Source organism: Candidatus Gastranaerophilales bacterium, from assembly GCA_028693235.1.
Lineage (GTDB): Bacteria > Cyanobacteriota > Vampirovibrionia > Gastranaerophilales > Gastranaerophilaceae > JAQUVW01.
Genome location: JAQUVW010000001.1, coordinates 108537 through 124867 on the forward strand (window position 1 = coordinate 108537; position 16331 = coordinate 124867).

Annotated in this window: 22 protein-coding genes; 15 read left to right on the plus strand and 7 right to left on the minus strand. The window is 34.1% G+C overall.

What is annotated here, in order from left to right:
• Nucleotides 1–23: 23 nt before the first annotated feature.
• Both PHV37_00535 and PHV37_00540 read left to right on the plus strand, forming a co-directional pair.
• Nucleotides 24–674 (plus strand): hypothetical protein, encoded by a 651-nt coding sequence (locus PHV37_00535; GenBank protein MDD3236566.1) that lies wholly within the window; start codon nucleotides 24–26, stop codon nucleotides 672–674.
• 55 nt (nucleotides 675–729) lie between these two features.
• Entirely contained in the window at nucleotides 730–1569 is an 840-nt protein-coding gene (locus PHV37_00540; GenBank protein MDD3236567.1) for a ZIP family metal transporter, read from the plus strand.
• A 2-nt stretch (nucleotides 1570–1571) separates the two neighbouring features.
• Here PHV37_00540 and PHV37_00545 read toward each other — a convergent pair whose 3' ends face one another.
• The 3 genes from PHV37_00545 to proC all read right to left on the minus strand — a co-directional run bounded on the left by PHV37_00545 (nucleotide 1572) and on the right by proC (nucleotide 3927).
• On the minus strand, nucleotides 1572–1958 hold the full coding sequence (locus PHV37_00545) for a zinc-ribbon domain-containing protein (GenBank protein ID MDD3236568.1): 387 nt from the start codon (nucleotides 1956–1958) through the stop codon (nucleotides 1572–1574).
• 86 nt (nucleotides 1959–2044) lie between these two features.
• Nucleotides 2045–3121: a DNA recombination protein RmuC gene (locus PHV37_00550; protein ID MDD3236569.1), complete on the minus strand. Its 1077-nt coding sequence runs from the start codon at nucleotides 3119–3121 to the stop codon at nucleotides 2045–2047.
• Nucleotides 3121–3927 (minus strand): pyrroline-5-carboxylate reductase, encoded by an 807-nt coding sequence (gene proC, locus PHV37_00555; protein MDD3236570.1) that lies wholly within the window; start codon nucleotides 3925–3927, stop codon nucleotides 3121–3123. Before proC ends, PHV37_00550 begins: the two co-directional genes overlap by 1 nt.
• 95 nt (nucleotides 3928–4022) lie before the next feature.
• On the opposite strand from proC, the gene rpmH reads away from it, so the two are divergent.
• From rpmH to PHV37_00600, 9 genes are all read left to right on the plus strand, one after another.
• Nucleotides 4023–4175, plus strand: a complete 153-nt coding sequence (rpmH, locus tag PHV37_00560) for a 50S ribosomal protein L34 (protein ID MDD3236571.1) — start codon at nucleotides 4023–4025, stop codon at nucleotides 4173–4175.
• An 88-nt stretch (nucleotides 4176–4263) separates the two neighbouring features.
• A complete protein-coding gene (gene rnpA / locus PHV37_00565) occupies nucleotides 4264–4617 on the plus strand; it encodes a ribonuclease P protein component (protein ID MDD3236572.1) in 354 nt (117 codons plus the stop codon).
• 256 nt (nucleotides 4618–4873) lie between these two features.
• On the plus strand, nucleotides 4874–5944 hold the full coding sequence (locus PHV37_00570; GenBank protein ID MDD3236573.1) for a FliM/FliN family flagellar motor switch protein: 1071 nt from the start codon (nucleotides 4874–4876) through the stop codon (nucleotides 5942–5944).
• Nucleotides 5945–5977: 33 nt separating this feature from the next.
• The gene (locus PHV37_00575; GenBank protein ID MDD3236574.1) at nucleotides 5978–6403 is read left to right on the plus strand and encodes a flagellar biosynthetic protein FliO; all 426 of its coding nucleotides are present in this window, start codon (nucleotides 5978–5980) and stop codon (nucleotides 6401–6403) included.
• A 42-nt stretch (nucleotides 6404–6445) separates the two neighbouring features.
• A complete protein-coding gene (gene fliP / locus PHV37_00580) occupies nucleotides 6446–7087 on the plus strand; it encodes a flagellar type III secretion system pore protein FliP (GenBank protein ID MDD3236575.1) in 642 nt (213 codons plus the stop codon).
• 11 nt (nucleotides 7088–7098) lie between these two features.
• The gene (locus tag PHV37_00585) at nucleotides 7099–7590 is read left to right on the plus strand and encodes a flagellar biosynthetic protein FliQ (protein ID MDD3236576.1); all 492 of its coding nucleotides are present in this window, start codon (nucleotides 7099–7101) and stop codon (nucleotides 7588–7590) included.
• A gap of 3 nt (nucleotides 7591–7593) precedes the next feature.
• Entirely contained in the window at nucleotides 7594–7962 is a 369-nt protein-coding gene (locus tag PHV37_00590; protein MDD3236577.1) for a hypothetical protein, read from the plus strand.
• Nucleotides 7959–8741: a flagellar biosynthetic protein FliR gene (locus PHV37_00595; GenBank protein ID MDD3236578.1), complete on the plus strand. Its 783-nt coding sequence runs from the start codon at nucleotides 7959–7961 to the stop codon at nucleotides 8739–8741. The genes PHV37_00590 and PHV37_00595 overlap by 4 nt, the downstream gene beginning before the upstream one ends.
• A 12-nt stretch (nucleotides 8742–8753) precedes the next feature.
• Complete coding sequence (locus PHV37_00600; GenBank protein ID MDD3236579.1) at nucleotides 8754–8984, plus strand: hypothetical protein; 231 nt, start codon at nucleotides 8754–8756, stop codon at nucleotides 8982–8984.
• A 2-nt stretch (nucleotides 8985–8986) separates the two neighbouring features.
• On the opposite strand, the gene PHV37_00605 is transcribed toward PHV37_00600, so the two are convergent.
• A complete protein-coding gene (locus PHV37_00605; GenBank protein MDD3236580.1) occupies nucleotides 8987–9223 on the minus strand; it encodes a hypothetical protein in 237 nt (78 codons plus the stop codon).
• Between the two features lie 262 nt (nucleotides 9224–9485).
• On the opposite strand from PHV37_00605, the gene PHV37_00610 reads away from it, so the two are divergent.
• The 3 genes from PHV37_00610 to PHV37_00620 are packed head-to-tail and all read left to right on the plus strand — an operon-like array spanning nucleotide 9486 to nucleotide 12821.
• Entirely contained in the window at nucleotides 9486–10529 is a 1044-nt protein-coding gene (locus PHV37_00610) for a glycosyltransferase family 9 protein (GenBank protein MDD3236581.1), read from the plus strand.
• Nucleotides 10530–10576: 47 nt separating this feature from the next.
• On the plus strand, nucleotides 10577–12490 hold the full coding sequence (locus PHV37_00615) for a diguanylate cyclase (protein MDD3236582.1): 1914 nt from the start codon (nucleotides 10577–10579) through the stop codon (nucleotides 12488–12490).
• Nucleotides 12483–12821 carry a hypothetical protein gene (locus PHV37_00620; GenBank protein ID MDD3236583.1) on the plus strand — a complete coding sequence of 113 codons (339 nt, stop codon included), beginning with the start codon at nucleotides 12483–12485 and terminating at the stop codon, nucleotides 12819–12821. Before PHV37_00615 ends, PHV37_00620 begins: the two co-directional genes overlap by 8 nt.
• Nucleotides 12822–12823: 2 nt before the next feature.
• Here PHV37_00620 and PHV37_00625 read toward each other — a convergent pair whose 3' ends face one another.
• Entirely contained in the window at nucleotides 12824–13075 is a 252-nt protein-coding gene (locus PHV37_00625) for a hypothetical protein (GenBank protein MDD3236584.1), read from the minus strand.
• 130 nt (nucleotides 13076–13205) lie between these two features.
• Nucleotides 13206–13580 (minus strand): ribosome-associated translation inhibitor RaiA, encoded by a 375-nt coding sequence (raiA, locus tag PHV37_00630; GenBank protein MDD3236585.1) that lies wholly within the window; start codon nucleotides 13578–13580, stop codon nucleotides 13206–13208.
• Between the two features lie 166 nt (nucleotides 13581–13746).
• Here raiA and PHV37_00635 point away from each other — a divergent pair, with 166 nt between their 5' ends.
• The gene (locus PHV37_00635) at nucleotides 13747–14718 is read left to right on the plus strand and encodes an ROK family protein (protein ID MDD3236586.1); all 972 of its coding nucleotides are present in this window, start codon (nucleotides 13747–13749) and stop codon (nucleotides 14716–14718) included.
• Here PHV37_00635 and PHV37_00640 read toward each other — a convergent pair.
• Nucleotides 14702–16306, minus strand: a complete 1605-nt coding sequence (locus PHV37_00640; GenBank protein MDD3236587.1) for a hypothetical protein — start codon at nucleotides 16304–16306, stop codon at nucleotides 14702–14704. The two genes, PHV37_00635 and PHV37_00640, sit on opposite strands and share 17 nt — an antisense overlap.
• Between the last annotated feature and the right edge of the window lie 25 nt (nucleotides 16307–16331).

Below are 16331 nucleotides of genomic sequence, written 5' to 3' on the forward strand. Positions count from 1 at the left end.
TCTTTAACTATTATAATCTTGGTATGAAAAGATTTTTATTAATTTTATCAGTTCTTTTATTAACAACGCTGTCTTCGATGGCAGATATTGTGCCTGTTTATACAACGAGCATTGCCCACTATGGTATTGGCGTTTTGAATATGCCGGATTCTTTCAGCATATATGAGGAGCCTTATGAAACTTCAAGGATATTGAAAACAGTTAATTATGAACTGGTGCAAAACAGTAATATAATTGTTGATTCAATGGGTATTGAAGATACGCTTATTGTTTATGCTCCGATGAAAAAAATCGCTTTGGTTGCTGTTGATTCTAATACGGAAAATGGCTGGTTTGAGATATTTTATGACCAAAAATCAGGTGCCACAGGTTGGGTAAGACAAAATGATTTATCTAATTTTAAGCCGTGGAAAGATGTTTTCAACAGTTGGGGTAAGGCTAACGGAATATATATGTTTCGAGATGTTACAGACGAAAAAAAGAGGATGTATAGTTCAGATGACACAGCCTCTCAAATACTTGAACAGGTCATTAAGCCAAATGGAATGAATTTTACAGTTATCAGGGGCAACTGGATGCTTGCAAGAACGGTTGATGTCGGCAAAACTAACAAAATCGGCTGGATGCGTTGGCGAGAAGATGACGGTACTTTATTAATGTTTCCGAGATTTTAGATTTGATTTTTCTATTCGTGCTAAAATATTTTAGATAGAGTAGGAAAACTTATACATGGAACAATTTATATTATTAGTTAAAGCTACAGCGTTAGCTGGCATTGGCGGAACAGGTTTAGGCGGTGTTATTGGTTCTTTGTTTAAAAAAGACTCGAATAAAACCGTAAGCTTGTTATTGAGTTTTGCTGCAGGTGTTATGACTGCTATTGTTTGCTTTGATTTGGTAATTAGTGCTGTTAAAACAGGTACTCATGTATTAATTGTCAGTGCAGGTATAATGGCAGGTGTTTTTCTGGTTTATTTATTAAATTTAATTATTGATAGAATGACAAATCACGAAGTTATGCATATTGACCATTCTCACCCTGAAACAGCTGATGATTTAGATGAAATTATTCACAGTAATCACCTTTCAATGCATATTAATAAAAATGACAATACTATTTCACTTTTTGTTGCAGGTGTTATTATGGCTTGTGCTATTGCTTTGCATAATCTTCCAGAGGGTATGACAATAGGTGCTTCTTTTGCTAATTCACATGGCGAAATGGCGGGTTCCGCTTTGGTTTTGGCTGTGTTAATCGGACTTCACAATATTCCGGAAGGAATGGCAATCGCAGTTCCTTTAATGAGTGGTGGTGTTAAAAAAAGATTGGCAATTCTAATTACAGCATTGGCGGGTGCACCTACTATATTGGGTGCAATTGTCGGTTGGTGGATTGGTGATATCGGACCGTTGGGTTTGGCTTTGAGTTTGAGTTTCGCAAGCGGAGCGATGCTCTATGTTGTATTCGGCGAAATTTTGCCCCAATCAATATTGATGTACAAAAGTAAGCTTCCTGCATTTTTTGTAATGTTTGGGATAATAATAGGTTTGATTGTTATTTATATCTAAATTTAATAAGCTATGCCTGCTTTATTGCAATCCGTTTTTTCTGTTGCTTTCCATTTGTTATAGTTGTCAGAATCTTTAGCTTGTAGATATGCTGCTGAAACCAATCCTGCTTGCACGCATGCTTGCATTTTGTCGCCTTGAGCTTTTGCTATATTATATTGTTCCACTGCATCTTCAGCTACTTTGTTTTCTATTGACGACATTTCTGTATCAGAAAAAATTCCTACAAAAGAAGTTAAAATTATTAATCCGACAATAAAACTTGAGCACCCTATTAAAAAAGGGTGTTTTTTCACTTTTGTTGCTGTTTCTGCAACAAATTCGGCTCCGCAAGTCGGGCAAAAAGTTGCATCATCATTGATTTCTTTTCCACATTTTGAACAATACATAATAGACCTTTCTTAAATTTTATACCTTTTTTATAATATCAAATTTAAGAGGAATAAAATTAACATATTTTCCGCTTAGGATAATTTTATATATTAAGTTGATTGTTATTTTCGGAAATTTCAGGGATTTGCTTATTAGCTTTTGCTCCCAAGTCTTGCAATCTTTCGATTTGTCGGACAATATTATCTCGCCCTGTGAGCTTTGTGTATATATTGTTTATTGATTTTTGTGCTGAGTTGAGGTCTTTTATCATATCTGCAAATTTGTCAATCATTTTGCCTGCAAGTGTCGCTATCTCAATAGCGTTATTGTTTTGCCTTGTTACAACATGGAAGCTGTTTATTATTTTTAATGCAGCAAGAAGTGTTGATGGAGATGTCGGCATTATTTTGTTTTTCCAAGCGAATTCCCAAAGTTGTGCATCTTCTAAAAATAGCATAGAGTAGCAGCTTTCAATTGGAATGAACATTAGAACATATTCGGGTGAATAGTAGTCTGTTGTAGCGAAGTATTCTTTTTTGGAAAGCCCCATGATATGTGTTTTTACAGAGTCTTTAAATTGTTTTAGATAATATTCTTGCTCGTCTATGGTTTCAGCGTTAATGTATGCGTCGTATGAAGCCAGAGTTGTTTTTGCGTCGACAAATATTGCTTTGTTTTCGGGCAAAAGTATTGTTGCGTCGGGTCTTTGAGAGCCAATACCGGCTTGGGTTAAATATTCTTCGCCCTTTTTTAAGCCTGAAAGCTCTAACACTCTTTCAAGAATCAATTCACCCCATTTGCCTTGCTTCATGTTATCGCCCTTTAGGGCTTGAGAAAGCTTGTTTGTGTCTTGGTTTATTTTGTTACCTGCTTCAATAACACTTTTGATATGTACATCAAGCGTGGTGAATTTTTCGTTGTTTTGTTCAAATCTTTTTTTGAAGTCTTCAATTCGTTCTTTGAAAGGTTCCAAAAGTTCTGTCATTCTTTCTTTTGACATTGTTGAAAAGTCTTGGGTATTTTCTTTCAGAATTTTATTTGCAACATTTTCGAAGATTAATTTCATTTGTTCTTCGGCTTCATTTTGTGATTTTTTTTGATTTTTATCGCTGTTTTTTAACAAAAAATAAGTTAGTCCGCATCCTATCAAAAGTCCTGCGATAAAAATTAATAAATTCATTATTTAGCTCCCAATGCCTTAGATTTTTCAGTTGTGCCCTTAATTGTATCATACAAGATATCGGAGATGTTACTTTGTTTTAAGACATTGTTACCGACTTCTGTTGTGCCGCCTGGTGTTGTTACATTGATAATCAGTTGCTCCGGTGAAACTCCTGTTTCCATCATCATTTTTGCAGAGCCGAAGGCGGTTTGGGCTGAAAGTTTTAGGCAGGTTTCATAGTCTAGTCCGAGTTTTTCGCCTGCTTTTGCGATTTCGTTGATTATATAATAGTAAAAAGCAGGTCCTGAGCCTGAAATCCCTGTTACTATATCGAGATATTTTTCGTCAAGCTCTATTACTTTTCCAACGCTGCCGAAGATAGTAAGGGCGATTTTAGCGTGTTCATCTTTCGCATATTTACCTTTACAAACGGCACTCATTCCTTCGTTTACAAGAGCCGGCGTGTTAGGCATAATTCTTATTATTGGGATTTCGCCCAATTTTTCTTCCATTGTTTTAGTGGCAATTCCTGCTGCGATTGATATAACTACTTTGTTTTTTGTAATAGTGTGTTTAATTTCTTCTAAAATTGTCGGTAGGACAAAAGGCTTTACTGCAAATACAATAACATCAGCATTCTTGACGACATTTATGTTTGATTCTTCAATTGTGATGCCGAAATCTTTTTTTGCATTATCTAAGGCATCTTTGTTCAAGTCGTGAATTAAAATATTAGATGGTTTATAACTTTTTGCTCCGATTATTCCTTTTATAATGGCACTTGCCATTTTGCCTGCACCGATGAATCCTATTTTATCGTTCATAATATTTAACCTTTTCTCCTATTTTTAATTGACTTTAGTCTTTGTTTTATTTACTATGATACAACTGGTGAGTATAATATTCAAGGAGAAATAAAATGAGACGTACGCTTGAAGGAACTAAAAGAAAAAGACAAAACGTAAGCGGTTTCAGAGCTAGAATGGCAACAAACGGCGGACAAGAAGTTCTTAACAGAAGAAGAGCTAAAGGTCGTCATAAATTGGCTATCGAAGCAAAAGAACGTGCTTAGTCTTTTTAGTTAAACAAACTTTTTATTGGCTATCCTTATCGGATAGCCTTTAGTATATTTTATATAGCAGATATTTAGGAAAATTCGCATGCTCCCTAGGCAATACAGGCTTAAAAATAAATCAGCATTTAATGCAACATACAAGCAAAAAAATGTTATTGCAAACAACTTTTTCGTAGCTTATTTAGGTAGAGAAAAAAAAGATACCTCTTTGCCTACTAGATTTGGTTTTGTTGTTAGTAAAAAATTCCATAAAAGAGCAGTCAAAAGAAATAGAATAAAAAGGCTTATGCGAGAGGCTGTCAGGTTGTTTCTGAAAAAAGATGGGGCAAAAAGTTTTGAGAAATATCAATCTTTGATTATCATCCCAAAACAGAGGGCTCTCAATCCTAAATTTTCTGACGTCGTTTTCTTCATGGAAAATATTTTTGAAAAATTATAATAAAATTTGATTTCTTTTCTTTTATTCTTAAATTTACTTTTAGTGGGCTTAATATACAACAAATGAATGATGTCCCGCCCCCCTAAAACTTATATTGTATAACTAGGGAAATTATGCCTTTATACGTATAGACTAGGGGAAATAGGGCAAGATAACTGTGCAAGCAGAACAATCAAAATATAAGATTAGGACTTTATTTGAGGGTAATTTATATAAAAATTACCATTGGTTCTATGAAAAATTTTATAAAAATATTGTGTCTGCCACAAAAGAATACTTGGCTCCAAACGTCGACTTAAAACTCGTAAGCGTCACCGAAAGAGATAACATTTTGTTTGCGGGTGAAGAATATTTTGTAACTAAAATAAGAATTACAAAAGATTTGAATATTCTAATAAGGCTTTCCAAAACAGCCATCGACGGTATTCTTACAAATATACTCGGAGAAAATAAAGGAAAATTCGAGCTTGAATCTGTTACAGAACTTGAGGCTAATCTTATCACTTCTTATAATGATTTTGTATTCAAAAGTTTTTCTCAATTTTTGCTAGATTTGTCTAAGTATAAAAAGGTGAAAAACCTTTTTGATACCCATCTTACATTTTTTATCAAATCAAATGGCTACGAGTTAGGAAAATTGATTATTTCTATTCCGGAAGCTGCTATCCCTGAATTGCCCCCAGCTAGCCCAGTTGACAGTTTCTCTATTGATGATTTCCCAAAAACAAAAGTCAAAGTAAACCTCGCAGTAGGTTGCTCAAAGTTGACGTTAAACGATGTTAAAAATATTGAAGTAGATGATATTGTGCTATTGGAAAATAGCAATATCAACAAAATGATTTTAAAAGTAAACGGTGAAAACAAACCGTTTAAACTTGTACCAGATCCATCGCTCATTATTGATTTCGATGGTGATAGCGATAATGATGGAGGACTAAACATGGATGAAAAAACAATCCACACAGGAAATATGTGGGATTCTATTCAGGTTGATTTGTCGGCTGAATTTGAACAGGTCAAAATTCCTTTGGGGGATTTAAGACAAATCTCTGAAGGGCTTGTTGTCGACATTGGTTCGGTTTATGAAAATAAAATTGATTTGAAAGTCGAAAATAAAACTATTGCCTCAGGCGAACTTGTCATTATAAATGATAGATATGGTGTGCGTGTAGACAAGGTTTATAATGAACATTCAGAAACCAAAAAAGTGGCTGAAGCCGATGAAAAGGAGCCACAACCTCAAGAAAAACCTGCTGAACAAAATGATGATTTCAATGAAGAAGATTTCGATTATGGTAATTTCGAAATCGAAGATGAAAATATCTAAAATAATTCGTATTCGTTAAATAAGGAGATAAAAATGGGACAATATTTAATTCAATTCGCAGCTTATACCTGTGCTATGGTTGGAATAATTACATTATGCCTTATTGTTTATAAAAAAACTTTCATTGATGTAAACATAAACAACAAAGCAGAGTATTTGAAAGTTGAAAACAGTGTAAATTTATCAGGCAGAAAAACTATTTATGTAATTAAAGCGGGTGATGAAAAATTCTTAGTAGCCTCTGATATCGATAAAACCACATTCTTGGCTAAACTTGACGATAAAGACGCTACAGAAAAAATTACAAATATTGCTAATCAAGTTTCTTTTGCAAAAAAAGAAGAACATAAACCTGCTTTAGCGGGAATAAAAATTGGGGAAGATTTGTTGCCTCATAAAAGTTCTAATGTGACAAAGCTCCCTGTTATGAGAGAATTGCTTAGAAAATTAAATTCATAGCAAAGATTAAGAGAGATTCTAAGGGTAGAAGGTAAATAAAAAATGGATAGTGTATTAAAGGATATGAACCCTGTATTGCAAATGCTCACGGTGATGACATTGTTCTCACTGTTGCCGTTTGTTTTTACTTGTATGACGAGCTTTTTAAGGTATGCGATTGTTTTTTCTTTTTTGAAACAGGCTCTTGGTACCCAACAGTTACCGCCTGCTATTGTTTTAATCGGATTGTCAATAATTTTAACCTTTTATACAATGGGACCTGTCTTTCAGCAAATGTGGGATGTCGGGTCTGTTCCTTATCAAAAAAACGGCTCTTTAGTCGAGGCGATTGCTGAAGGCTCAAAACCCTTAAAAGAGTTTATGATGAAACAAACGAGGCAAGAAGATTTGTCGTTTTTTGTTGAATTGTCGCAAAAAAAGCCTCCCGAAAATCCTGACCAAATTACTATTTGGGAAGTTGCACCTGCTTATATAATAAGTGAGCTTAAAACTTCATTTGAAATTGGGTTCATTATATTTGTTCCGTTCATTGTATTGGATTTGGTTGTTGCTAACGTCCTTTTGGCGTTAGGTATGTTCATGTTATCACCTACAATTATTTCATTGCCGTTTAAGTTGTTGATATTTATCGCAGTTGACGGTTGGAGCTTGATTGTTCAAGGACTTGTAGGAAGCTTTAATTAAAGGATATTTTTATGGAATTGATGCTAGAATTTATGGGTAAAGGTCTTTTGACCATGTTGATGATATCGCTCCCTTGCGTATTAACTGCTGCTGCTGTGGGGCTTGTCGTAGGGGTATTGCAAGCTGTTACTCAGGTTCAGGAACAAACTATTGCTGCAGCACCGAAAATTCTTGCTGTATTTTTGGTAATTATGGTTTTTGGTGTTGGGTATGTGCGTTTGCTTACCAATTTAATTAAGGATTCAACGCAACTAGCTTTTAATATTATCCCTAAAAGTGATAATTATGTATTGCCTGCTGATTATTATCGCTATACAAAACCTTTTGCAGATGAGATGAAAGACGGTAATTTTAAGAATGTGCCTTCTGTTGACCAAGTCATGAAAAACGCCGGAAAGCCACCATTCATCGATAACTCTGACAAATTAAAATACAATGCCGCAGGAAAAGTCGAGGTTCCTTATCCAAACTTTATTGAACGTAAAAAAATAATGGGAAGATAATAGATGAAAAAACTTTTTATAAGTTTAATATTATTTTTCGGTTTGTCGAATGGTATTGCCATATCGCAGGGGCAATATGAGCTTGAATTAGGCTCAACATATCTTTTGATTAATGATGAATCCTTGAAAAGCTATTCGACTTCAAATCAAGGTATTATTGATGTTGAACCTATTACGACTTTGTATAATGATAATCAACAAATTATTTTTGATACGGTTCAAGTGGGTTCGACAGCTGTCTGTTTAAGATTTCCCAGTGAGGTGTTAAATTATAATTTTAATGTGGTTGAAAAAACTAACAAAACTTATTCGGATTTGATTAGAATTGATAGAGCTTTTGAATACAATGAAACTGAGGGCGATGCCAAATGATTGATTATATAGTTCAAAATTTTTCATTTTATTTTCCTCAAATAAGCGTTGCTTTAAACGCTGGGATTTTCATTTTTATAAGATTTTTAGGAATGGTAAGATTTGCTCCCGGTTTTAACCGAAAAGAAGTTCCTGTAATTGCTAAAATAAGCTTTGCGTTGCTTTTCACTGTTATTTTTGTTGCTGTATTAAAGCCTGCAGCTCCACCAACCGGTACGTCAATGATATATGGAATGCTGGTCAATTTTACGTTTGGTGCAATAATTGGTTATGTTGCAAATTGTATTGTAGCAGCTATAGAAGCTGGCGGGGATATGATTAATATGCAGATGGGGCTTTCTTCTGCGATGGTTTTGGACCCGACTACGCAAACACAAACTTCTATTTTGGGCAAATATATTGGGTTATTGGGACTTATTGTTTTTATCAATGTTGGTGGCTTCTACTGGTTAATAAATGCTTTTATGAGAAGTTTTGAAATATTTCCTGTGTATGCGACAGCGATTCCTCTTGATAAAATAGTGAATATTCAATATTTAATAACTATAACGTCAAATGTTTTATACATAGGTTTGCAAATTGCAGCTCCTGTTTTGTTGGCAACATTGGGTCAAGATCTTATCCTTGGGATAATATCAAAAACAGCTCCTCAAATTAATGTCTTTCAATTAAGCTTCTTGTTCAAGCCTGTTTTCGGTGCGGCGATATTGATATGGATTATGCCTATTTTATACAATGTTATTAATGATTATTTTTTGAGTTTTTCTCAAATATTTTAACCCGAGATTGGTATGCGTGACGAAATAAATTATAAAGACTTATTATATAAATCAGTTTTATTTGCCATTATGATAATGGCAATAAAGATGTTTTTGTTTTGGATGCCTGATACAGATGCAAATATAGCAACTATCCAACGCAACTTAGATCGAATTCAGGAAGCATTAAGCAAAGAATGTGTCGTCAAAAATATAAAAAAAGAGCAAGAAGCTATAGAAAAAGTAAGTAATGCTTTAAAATAAGTTTAAAAATAATCGCAAATTCTTTTTGTCGGTTTTTTTGCAAATTTATCAATGAATTTTTGAATAAATCCTTTATGTTCTTTCGTAAGCTCTTTTCTCAAAATAGCTTTTTCGATGAGGACTTTATTGTAAATTTCACTAAGATTTGAGGAGTGTTCAATATGAGGTTGCAGATTTTTTAATCTCATTTGGCACACCAACATACCATGTCTGATATTGTCTATCTCATTTTGTTTCATTGGGATGTATTCCTTCCGGATGTCTTTAATAACGATACTCATATTCTAAGTTGCAACTTCAATTTAAATTCGCAACACATACATAATAATAAAAATTCTAATAAATTCACTCCACTAAACGGCTTAAAAATGGCTATATCATTCAAGTATATTAAAAAAGCTTAATCTCTTGTTATACAAGGAGTTGCACCATCTTTTGAGGTGTGGTAATATACTCTAAACAGTTAGTGAACAAAACTATGAACAACAGGTGGATGAACATTTGAAAATTCTTATTATCAGATTGAGTGCTTTAGGTGATACGATACATACAATTCCCTTGGCTGTTGCATTGAAAAAAAAATATCCTGATTGCGAAATCGGTTGGGTTGTTGATGATAAGGCAAAACATTTTATTTTGAACAATCCTGTTGTTGATAAGTGCTTTGTGCTTCCGAGAAAAAAATGGAAAAAACGTGGGCTCAAATGGCGTTCTGTTCGTGAGTTTTTAGCTGTCGTAAGGCGGATTAATTCTGAGAATTATGATATTGTGATTGATGCTCAACAATTATTTAAAAGCTCATCTATTATGCCGTTTTTGAATATTAAACGAAAATTGACAAATACTGACGGACGTGAGTTTTCTTGGATTTTTGCGAATGAGTTTTTGAAAAATGATAGGCGACAATTCGACAAAAATTATCACGTCGTTAAAAGAAACCTTGAGTTTGCAAAATACTTGGGTGCTTCAGAAGAAGAAGTCGCTTTTGTGCTCCCTGAAATATCGGAAAAAACGAAAGAAAAAATCGATGGACTTTTGTCTGTATTAGACAAAAATAAAAAAAATGTGGTTCTTGCTCCTGCAACTACTTGGAAAAATAAACATTGGAAACGGGAAAATTGGCTTCAACTTGCAAATGAGCTCTCTGGTTCTGTAAATATTATTTTGACCGGTTCTTCTCAAGATACAGAATTATCTTCTTTTATTGAAAAAAATATAAATTTTAAAGTTCTCAATTTGACAGGACTAACTACGCTTGAAGAATTGACAGAGGTTATCAAAAGGGCAGATGCAGTAGTGAGCCCTGACTCCGGGTCAGCTCATATTGCTTGGGCTACTCAAAAGCCATCTGTTGTTTCAATATTTTGTGCTACATCACCTGATAGAACAGCACCTTTCGGTGAAAAATATATTTCACTCGGGGCAACTGTAGATTGTGCCCCGTGCATGAAAAAACGCTGTAAACAAAATAACGGCATTCTCTGCACAGCTTCTGTCACGGTCCTTGAGGTCGTAAGTGCTTTAAAAAAGCTTTACATAATCTGAAAAAAAGGTGTATAATCACAAAGAGTGAATTATAATTTATATTATTTATGAGCATATTTTCGAAAATACAATCTTATTTGAATAAAATCAGGCAGGTGGAAAACAATATTGTTATAAGCACCACCGGATTTTTGGAAGTCTATGAACGTAATATAGCACTGGAACAAGAAATTGAAGTTCGAACAAATGAACTGAATCAAGCTAATCAAACGATGCTTACATTGCGTAATATTTGGGATATGATGAACTCATCACAACCTTTGACAAATGTACTTGCAAAAATTGTCAGCTCTTTGCACGGTGAACTTGGCTACTTGAACAGTACCATTTTGCAAATATCAACCAATGCAAAAGGTAAATATTTTGCTCCTAAGTCTTACTCAAAATGTGATATTATTCAAAAAGTTGAGGAAACTATTCAACTTCCTTTAGAAAAATTTGAAATTCCTTATTACGAAGATTCTATATTCGTAAAAGCAATTGAAGATAGAAAAATTCATTATACAAAAGATTTTGCAACAGTTATTGATTCGCATTTGGCTTCTTCAAAACTTACACTTGAACAACGAGAAGACATTATTTCTTCAATGAGCACAAAATGTATAATAGTCGTGCCCCTAATCAGAAATCAAGAGCCTTTCGGCTGTTTGATTGTGTTTTCCGACAGGGAATCCCCAACTGATACAGAGCTCAATTTCTTGAATTTGTTTGCTAACCAGATTGAACTCGCTATTACTATTGCGGCATTGTTTGAAGAAGTTAAAAAACAAGCCGTTACCGATCCTTTGACAGGGCTATTTAACAGACGTTTCTTTGAAGAAAATATTATTAAAGAAGCAGAACGTTCTTTGCGTTTAAAACAACCGTTTTCGTTGATTTCGCTCGATTTGGACTTTTTGAAAAAAATAAATGATACATATGGTCACCAATATGGTGATATAGCCATTAAAACAATTGCAGATGTTTTGAAAAATAGAGCCCGTTCAATCGACGTCGCTGCAAGAATTGGTGGGGAAGAATTTAACATAATGCTTCCGGGCATTGATTCTTATGGTGCTCTAATTGCTGCAGAACGTGTCAGAGCTGCAATCGAGGCTGCTGATGTTGAGAAAGTCGGACATATTACCGCCAGCGTTGGTGTGGCTACTTTCCTTGAACATTCTGACAGGATTGATGAGCTTGTCGAAATGGCTGATCAGGCTATGTATAAAGCAAAAATAAACGGGCGTAATCAGGTTCAAATGACTAAGCTCCAAAAAGATTCAAATTGGCAAAAAGTTGCGGTTAATGCGTTCGTTGATATTTTGTCAAAAAAGAGAATACCTGTACCTGATAATATCGCGCAAGATTTATCTTCAAAGCTTGATAATGTTTCATTAGACGGAAAAAATTCTAAAGAAGTTTTATATTCTGTTGTCGATATGATTTCGCAAACATATTGTTCTAATCATCAAACCGGTGAAACAAAGTCTAAATTGCTATTAGCAGTTATGCTTGCAAAAAGATTGGATTTGACGAAAGCTGAAATTGATAAATTGAAAATCGCTATGTTGTTGTATGATATCGGCAATATTATGATTCCTGAAAATATTTTTACAAAAGCAGAACCCTTGACTGATGATGAAAAACATCAAATTCAAACGCATCCCGTCATTGCAGCAAGAGAGATATTAAAGCCGATAAGTAATATTCAAGATATCATTCCTATAATAGAACATCACCATGAAAATTGGGACGGGTCCGGTTATCCTCAAAAAATATCAGGTAATGAAATTCCGATTACGTCACAAATTATTTTGCTCGTAGATGCGTTTTTTGCCTTGACCCAAGACCGCCCATATAGAAATGCTTATCCTGTGGAAAAAGCTATGGAAATTATCCGTTGCGGTAGTGGCAAACAATGGAATGACAAGCTTGTTGAAGAATTTATTTACGTAGTGAGAAACGAAAATCTTGAGTAAAGAAAGTATTATAACCGCCTTATATCATTGGGTTACGACTTTTAAAAACAAAGAAATAGTCAAAGATATGACCAAGCTGAGAAATGTGAAATTCGACGCAATGGTTGAGAGTTCTATTACGGAACCATTATCTTTTACCGTTTTTGAGCTTTCTGATAAAGGTGAGTTGCTTATAGATGATACAGCCAGATTGATTGGAAGTGAGGCTGCTTTTTTCCTTTTTGTAAATTCAAAAACCGGTTGGATTTTTGCAATAAAAAACACTCTTGAAAATCAAAAGAAATTAATTCGTAAAGAGCCAATACAGAATTTTAAAATAAAAATTGGTTAATGTTATTCAAAAACTATTTCGTCAGCTTGTTCTTCACTTGATGCAAGTTCAAGAAGTTTATAGGTCATATAAGCACCTAATGCAACCGCTTTGGGGTCCAGTTCTGTTTGGTTTGCTGCTTCAATAATAGCTGAATTAATTTCCGGATTTTCATCTTTAATATAATGAATCATCTTTTTTCTCCAAGAATGCACATCTTGAAAAATTTCTGCAAATAGTAATGATGAAGTTTCTTCTGTTATTATCGGTAACAAAGCATTTTGTCCTATATTATGTCCTTTGCTTCAATTATAAGCTATATTTATAAAACTGTCATGTGATAAATTTTTCTTTACAAAAAGAAACCATCAAAGTGATGGTTTCTTCTTCTGAAAGTTAGATGAGCTAAACTTGTTCTTCTTCAATTTCTTCTGCTTCTTCTTCAATAGCAGCATCGGTTCTGATAGAGCCTGATTTAGCTTTTCCGATGTTCTTTTCTTTGAATTTTTGAACTTGTCTGCTTAATTTATCAGCTACCAAATCAATACTGGCATACATAGATTCGGCAGTTTCTTCTGTCTTAACCGAGCCTGAAACGAATTTGCAGAGAACTTCAGCAGTGTGATTTTGAGCGACTGAAGGGTTTTTTACGACATTAAGCACTACATCAATTGATTGGATTTGGTCGTAGTGGTTCATAACTTTTCCGATTTTTTCTTCAGCATATGCTCTGATAGCATCTGTAATCTCTATATTACGCCCTTTGACAGTAATACGCATATAATTTGCCTCCATAAAAACTGTAACTTATTGATTATAAACCATTTTCGAAAGTTTTTAAACCTCTTTTTTATAATTGTAAAATTATTTGCAGTTTTATAGTGTTTTTTTGTCAACAAATGTGATGAAAATGCTATAATAAAACAGTAGATATTTGGAGATTTTTATGCAAAACCTTGCAATAGGTATAGATTTAGGCGGGACTAAAGTTTTAACCGGACTTGTTGATACAAAAACCGGTGAAGTTTTATATTCTGTTAAGAAAAAAACAAAAAAGGATAAAGGTCCAGAAAAAATCATAAAAAAGATTATCAAATCTATAAATGAGATTCTCGAGGAAAAAAGTATTTCAATTTCTGACATTTCGTCAATAGGTATTGGTGCAGCCGGTCAAGTTGACCGTGAAAAAGGTGTATTAATAGCGGCTCCAAATTTAGATTGTTTTGATTTGCCCGTAAAATCAATGATTGAAGCGGAATTTAATGTCCCTGTAATTCTCGGCAATGATGTTGAAATAGCAACTATAGGCGAGATGTATTTTGGTGCAGGGCAAGGTCATAAAGATTTTGTATGCGTTTTTGTCGGAACAGGCGTAGGCTCTGGAATAGTTCAAGAAGGCAAAATTAGACATGGTGCTACCGGTACTGCCGGTGAAATTGGACATTTGATAGTTGATGTTGGAGGTAGGCCCTGTGCATGCGGTGGCAATGGGTGTTTAGAAGCTTATGGGTCGAGGCTTGCAGTTGAAAAAAGAATTTCGGGTGCTTTGAGAAAAGGGCGAAAATCTGATATTTCAAATTATTTAGTAGAAGGTAAGGGCATCAAAACCAGTATGATGAAGAAAGCTCTTGATAATGGTGATGAGCTCGTAATTCAAAGTCTTGAAGAGGGGGCAGAATATTTAGCTTGCGGGTTGGCAAGCGTTATAAATTTTTATAATCCTGCTTTAATAATTCTAGGTGGAGGACTTGTTGATGCGATTGATTTCTTCTACCATAAAGCAATAAAGATTGCTAAAGGCAAATCTTTGCCCACTCCTGCAGAAGCTATCGAATTTAAAAAGGCAGAATTGGGCGATTTTTCAGGTGTTATCGGTGCATCTTTGCTCTCAGAATATAGAGCTACTCACGACCGGTAAATTTTAACATGTCTTTTTTCGGTTCGTAAGTGATGGAGTGAATATTATATATATCTTTTAACCCTTTTATCAGGGACGGACTTACTGTTGTTGGGCAACATTCGCCTAGGTAAATGTTGTTTACTCCTAAATCTAAAAGATGTAAAATGTGGAAAACAACTAATCTGTCGCATTTTGTTAAGAATACTGTCAGCGGTAGATTTTGGATATTGTGTTTGACTTTAAGTTCATTAATTATTTGATAGAAAGCAAACATTTCAGAATAGGCACTAAGATGCCAGATGTTTTCTTTATCTTTATCATAAGACATCGAAATAACAAAATCTTTTTCGTTTAAGTTCGATAGTAGTTCGTTCATGTAGTCGTCAGTTTTCTCAAAGTAGTTCAGCATATCAATTATGATTAAATTTTCGATTTCTTTATTTTTGATTTTGGCTATTATTTCATTCAATCTTTTTTTGACTTTATTCTCGTCATATCCGACACTGATAGTGTTTAATTTTTTGTTTTCTTTAAAGCCTTTTGCGTTAAGTGCAGATTTTATTAGTGGAGATAAATTGTCTTCTGATATATTTGCGATGCCGAAAGCCGGGTTTTCTTCAATTGTAAAAATTCTGCCCCTGATGAGGTCTATGTGGGGTTGTGAGTTTCTTGTCACAAGAATAGAACCGGGAAATGAAGAATAATCCAAAAGTAAGTTGTTTAAAGAGCGTTGGTAGTGTCCGACAAGGTGTGGATATTTTTGAAATTTATCAAGAGAATGTGCTAGAATCATATCTCCGTGGGTAAATACGTTGATATCTTTGCCTTTTGTTGCTTCAAGTACAAGTTCTAAGTCTTTAAAAAAATGACCGGAAACCAGAATGCACTTGCCTTCTATTTTATCGAGATGAACTTTTACTTCCGAAATGGGACCGTATGTTTCAATGATGTAATCTCTAAAATATTTTAGTATTTTGTCATTTGCGGTGTTGAATTCTTCTATATCGGCTTTTAGCTTTTCGATAGATTTGTCTAAAAAATTTGAGTTGCTCAATAGTTTTATGACAGCTTTTTCGCCCTCAACATATCTTTGATGGTAGAGCTTAATCTCTGTTAAATAGTAGCAGGCATTAGTCACTAGGGTCATCATTATTTCGTAAAGGCTTTTTTGTTCTATTGAAAGTTCGGTGTTCTTTAAGAGTGCTTTGCGTTCACCTTCGTTTATTGCAGAGATTATATTTAGGTTTTTGCCTAAAAAATTCGGAGCACCCAAAATTCTGCATTTTATTTTGTGGTCTTTGCAGTATTTTTGGTACCTTTTTTGTATGTTCATTCGGTTTTTTCTAAGGTCTTTAATCAATAAGTTAAAGGAATCTCTTTTGAAATCGAGGTTAATGAGAGTTAAATTGATGAAATCGATAAGCTTTTTCCTGATTATAGAAACGTTTATGCCTGCCTCGTCGAGTTGGTGAGTGTAATATGCTATTTGTTTAAGTTCTGACATCAAAACTTCTTTTAAAGATATAATAGAAGGGTCATAAGAGAAGACATTTGACGCCCCTCCCTGATCACAATTAGGATTTCTATAATTAAAAAATTTGCTCATTATTTTTACCTTTGTATCTTTTGTA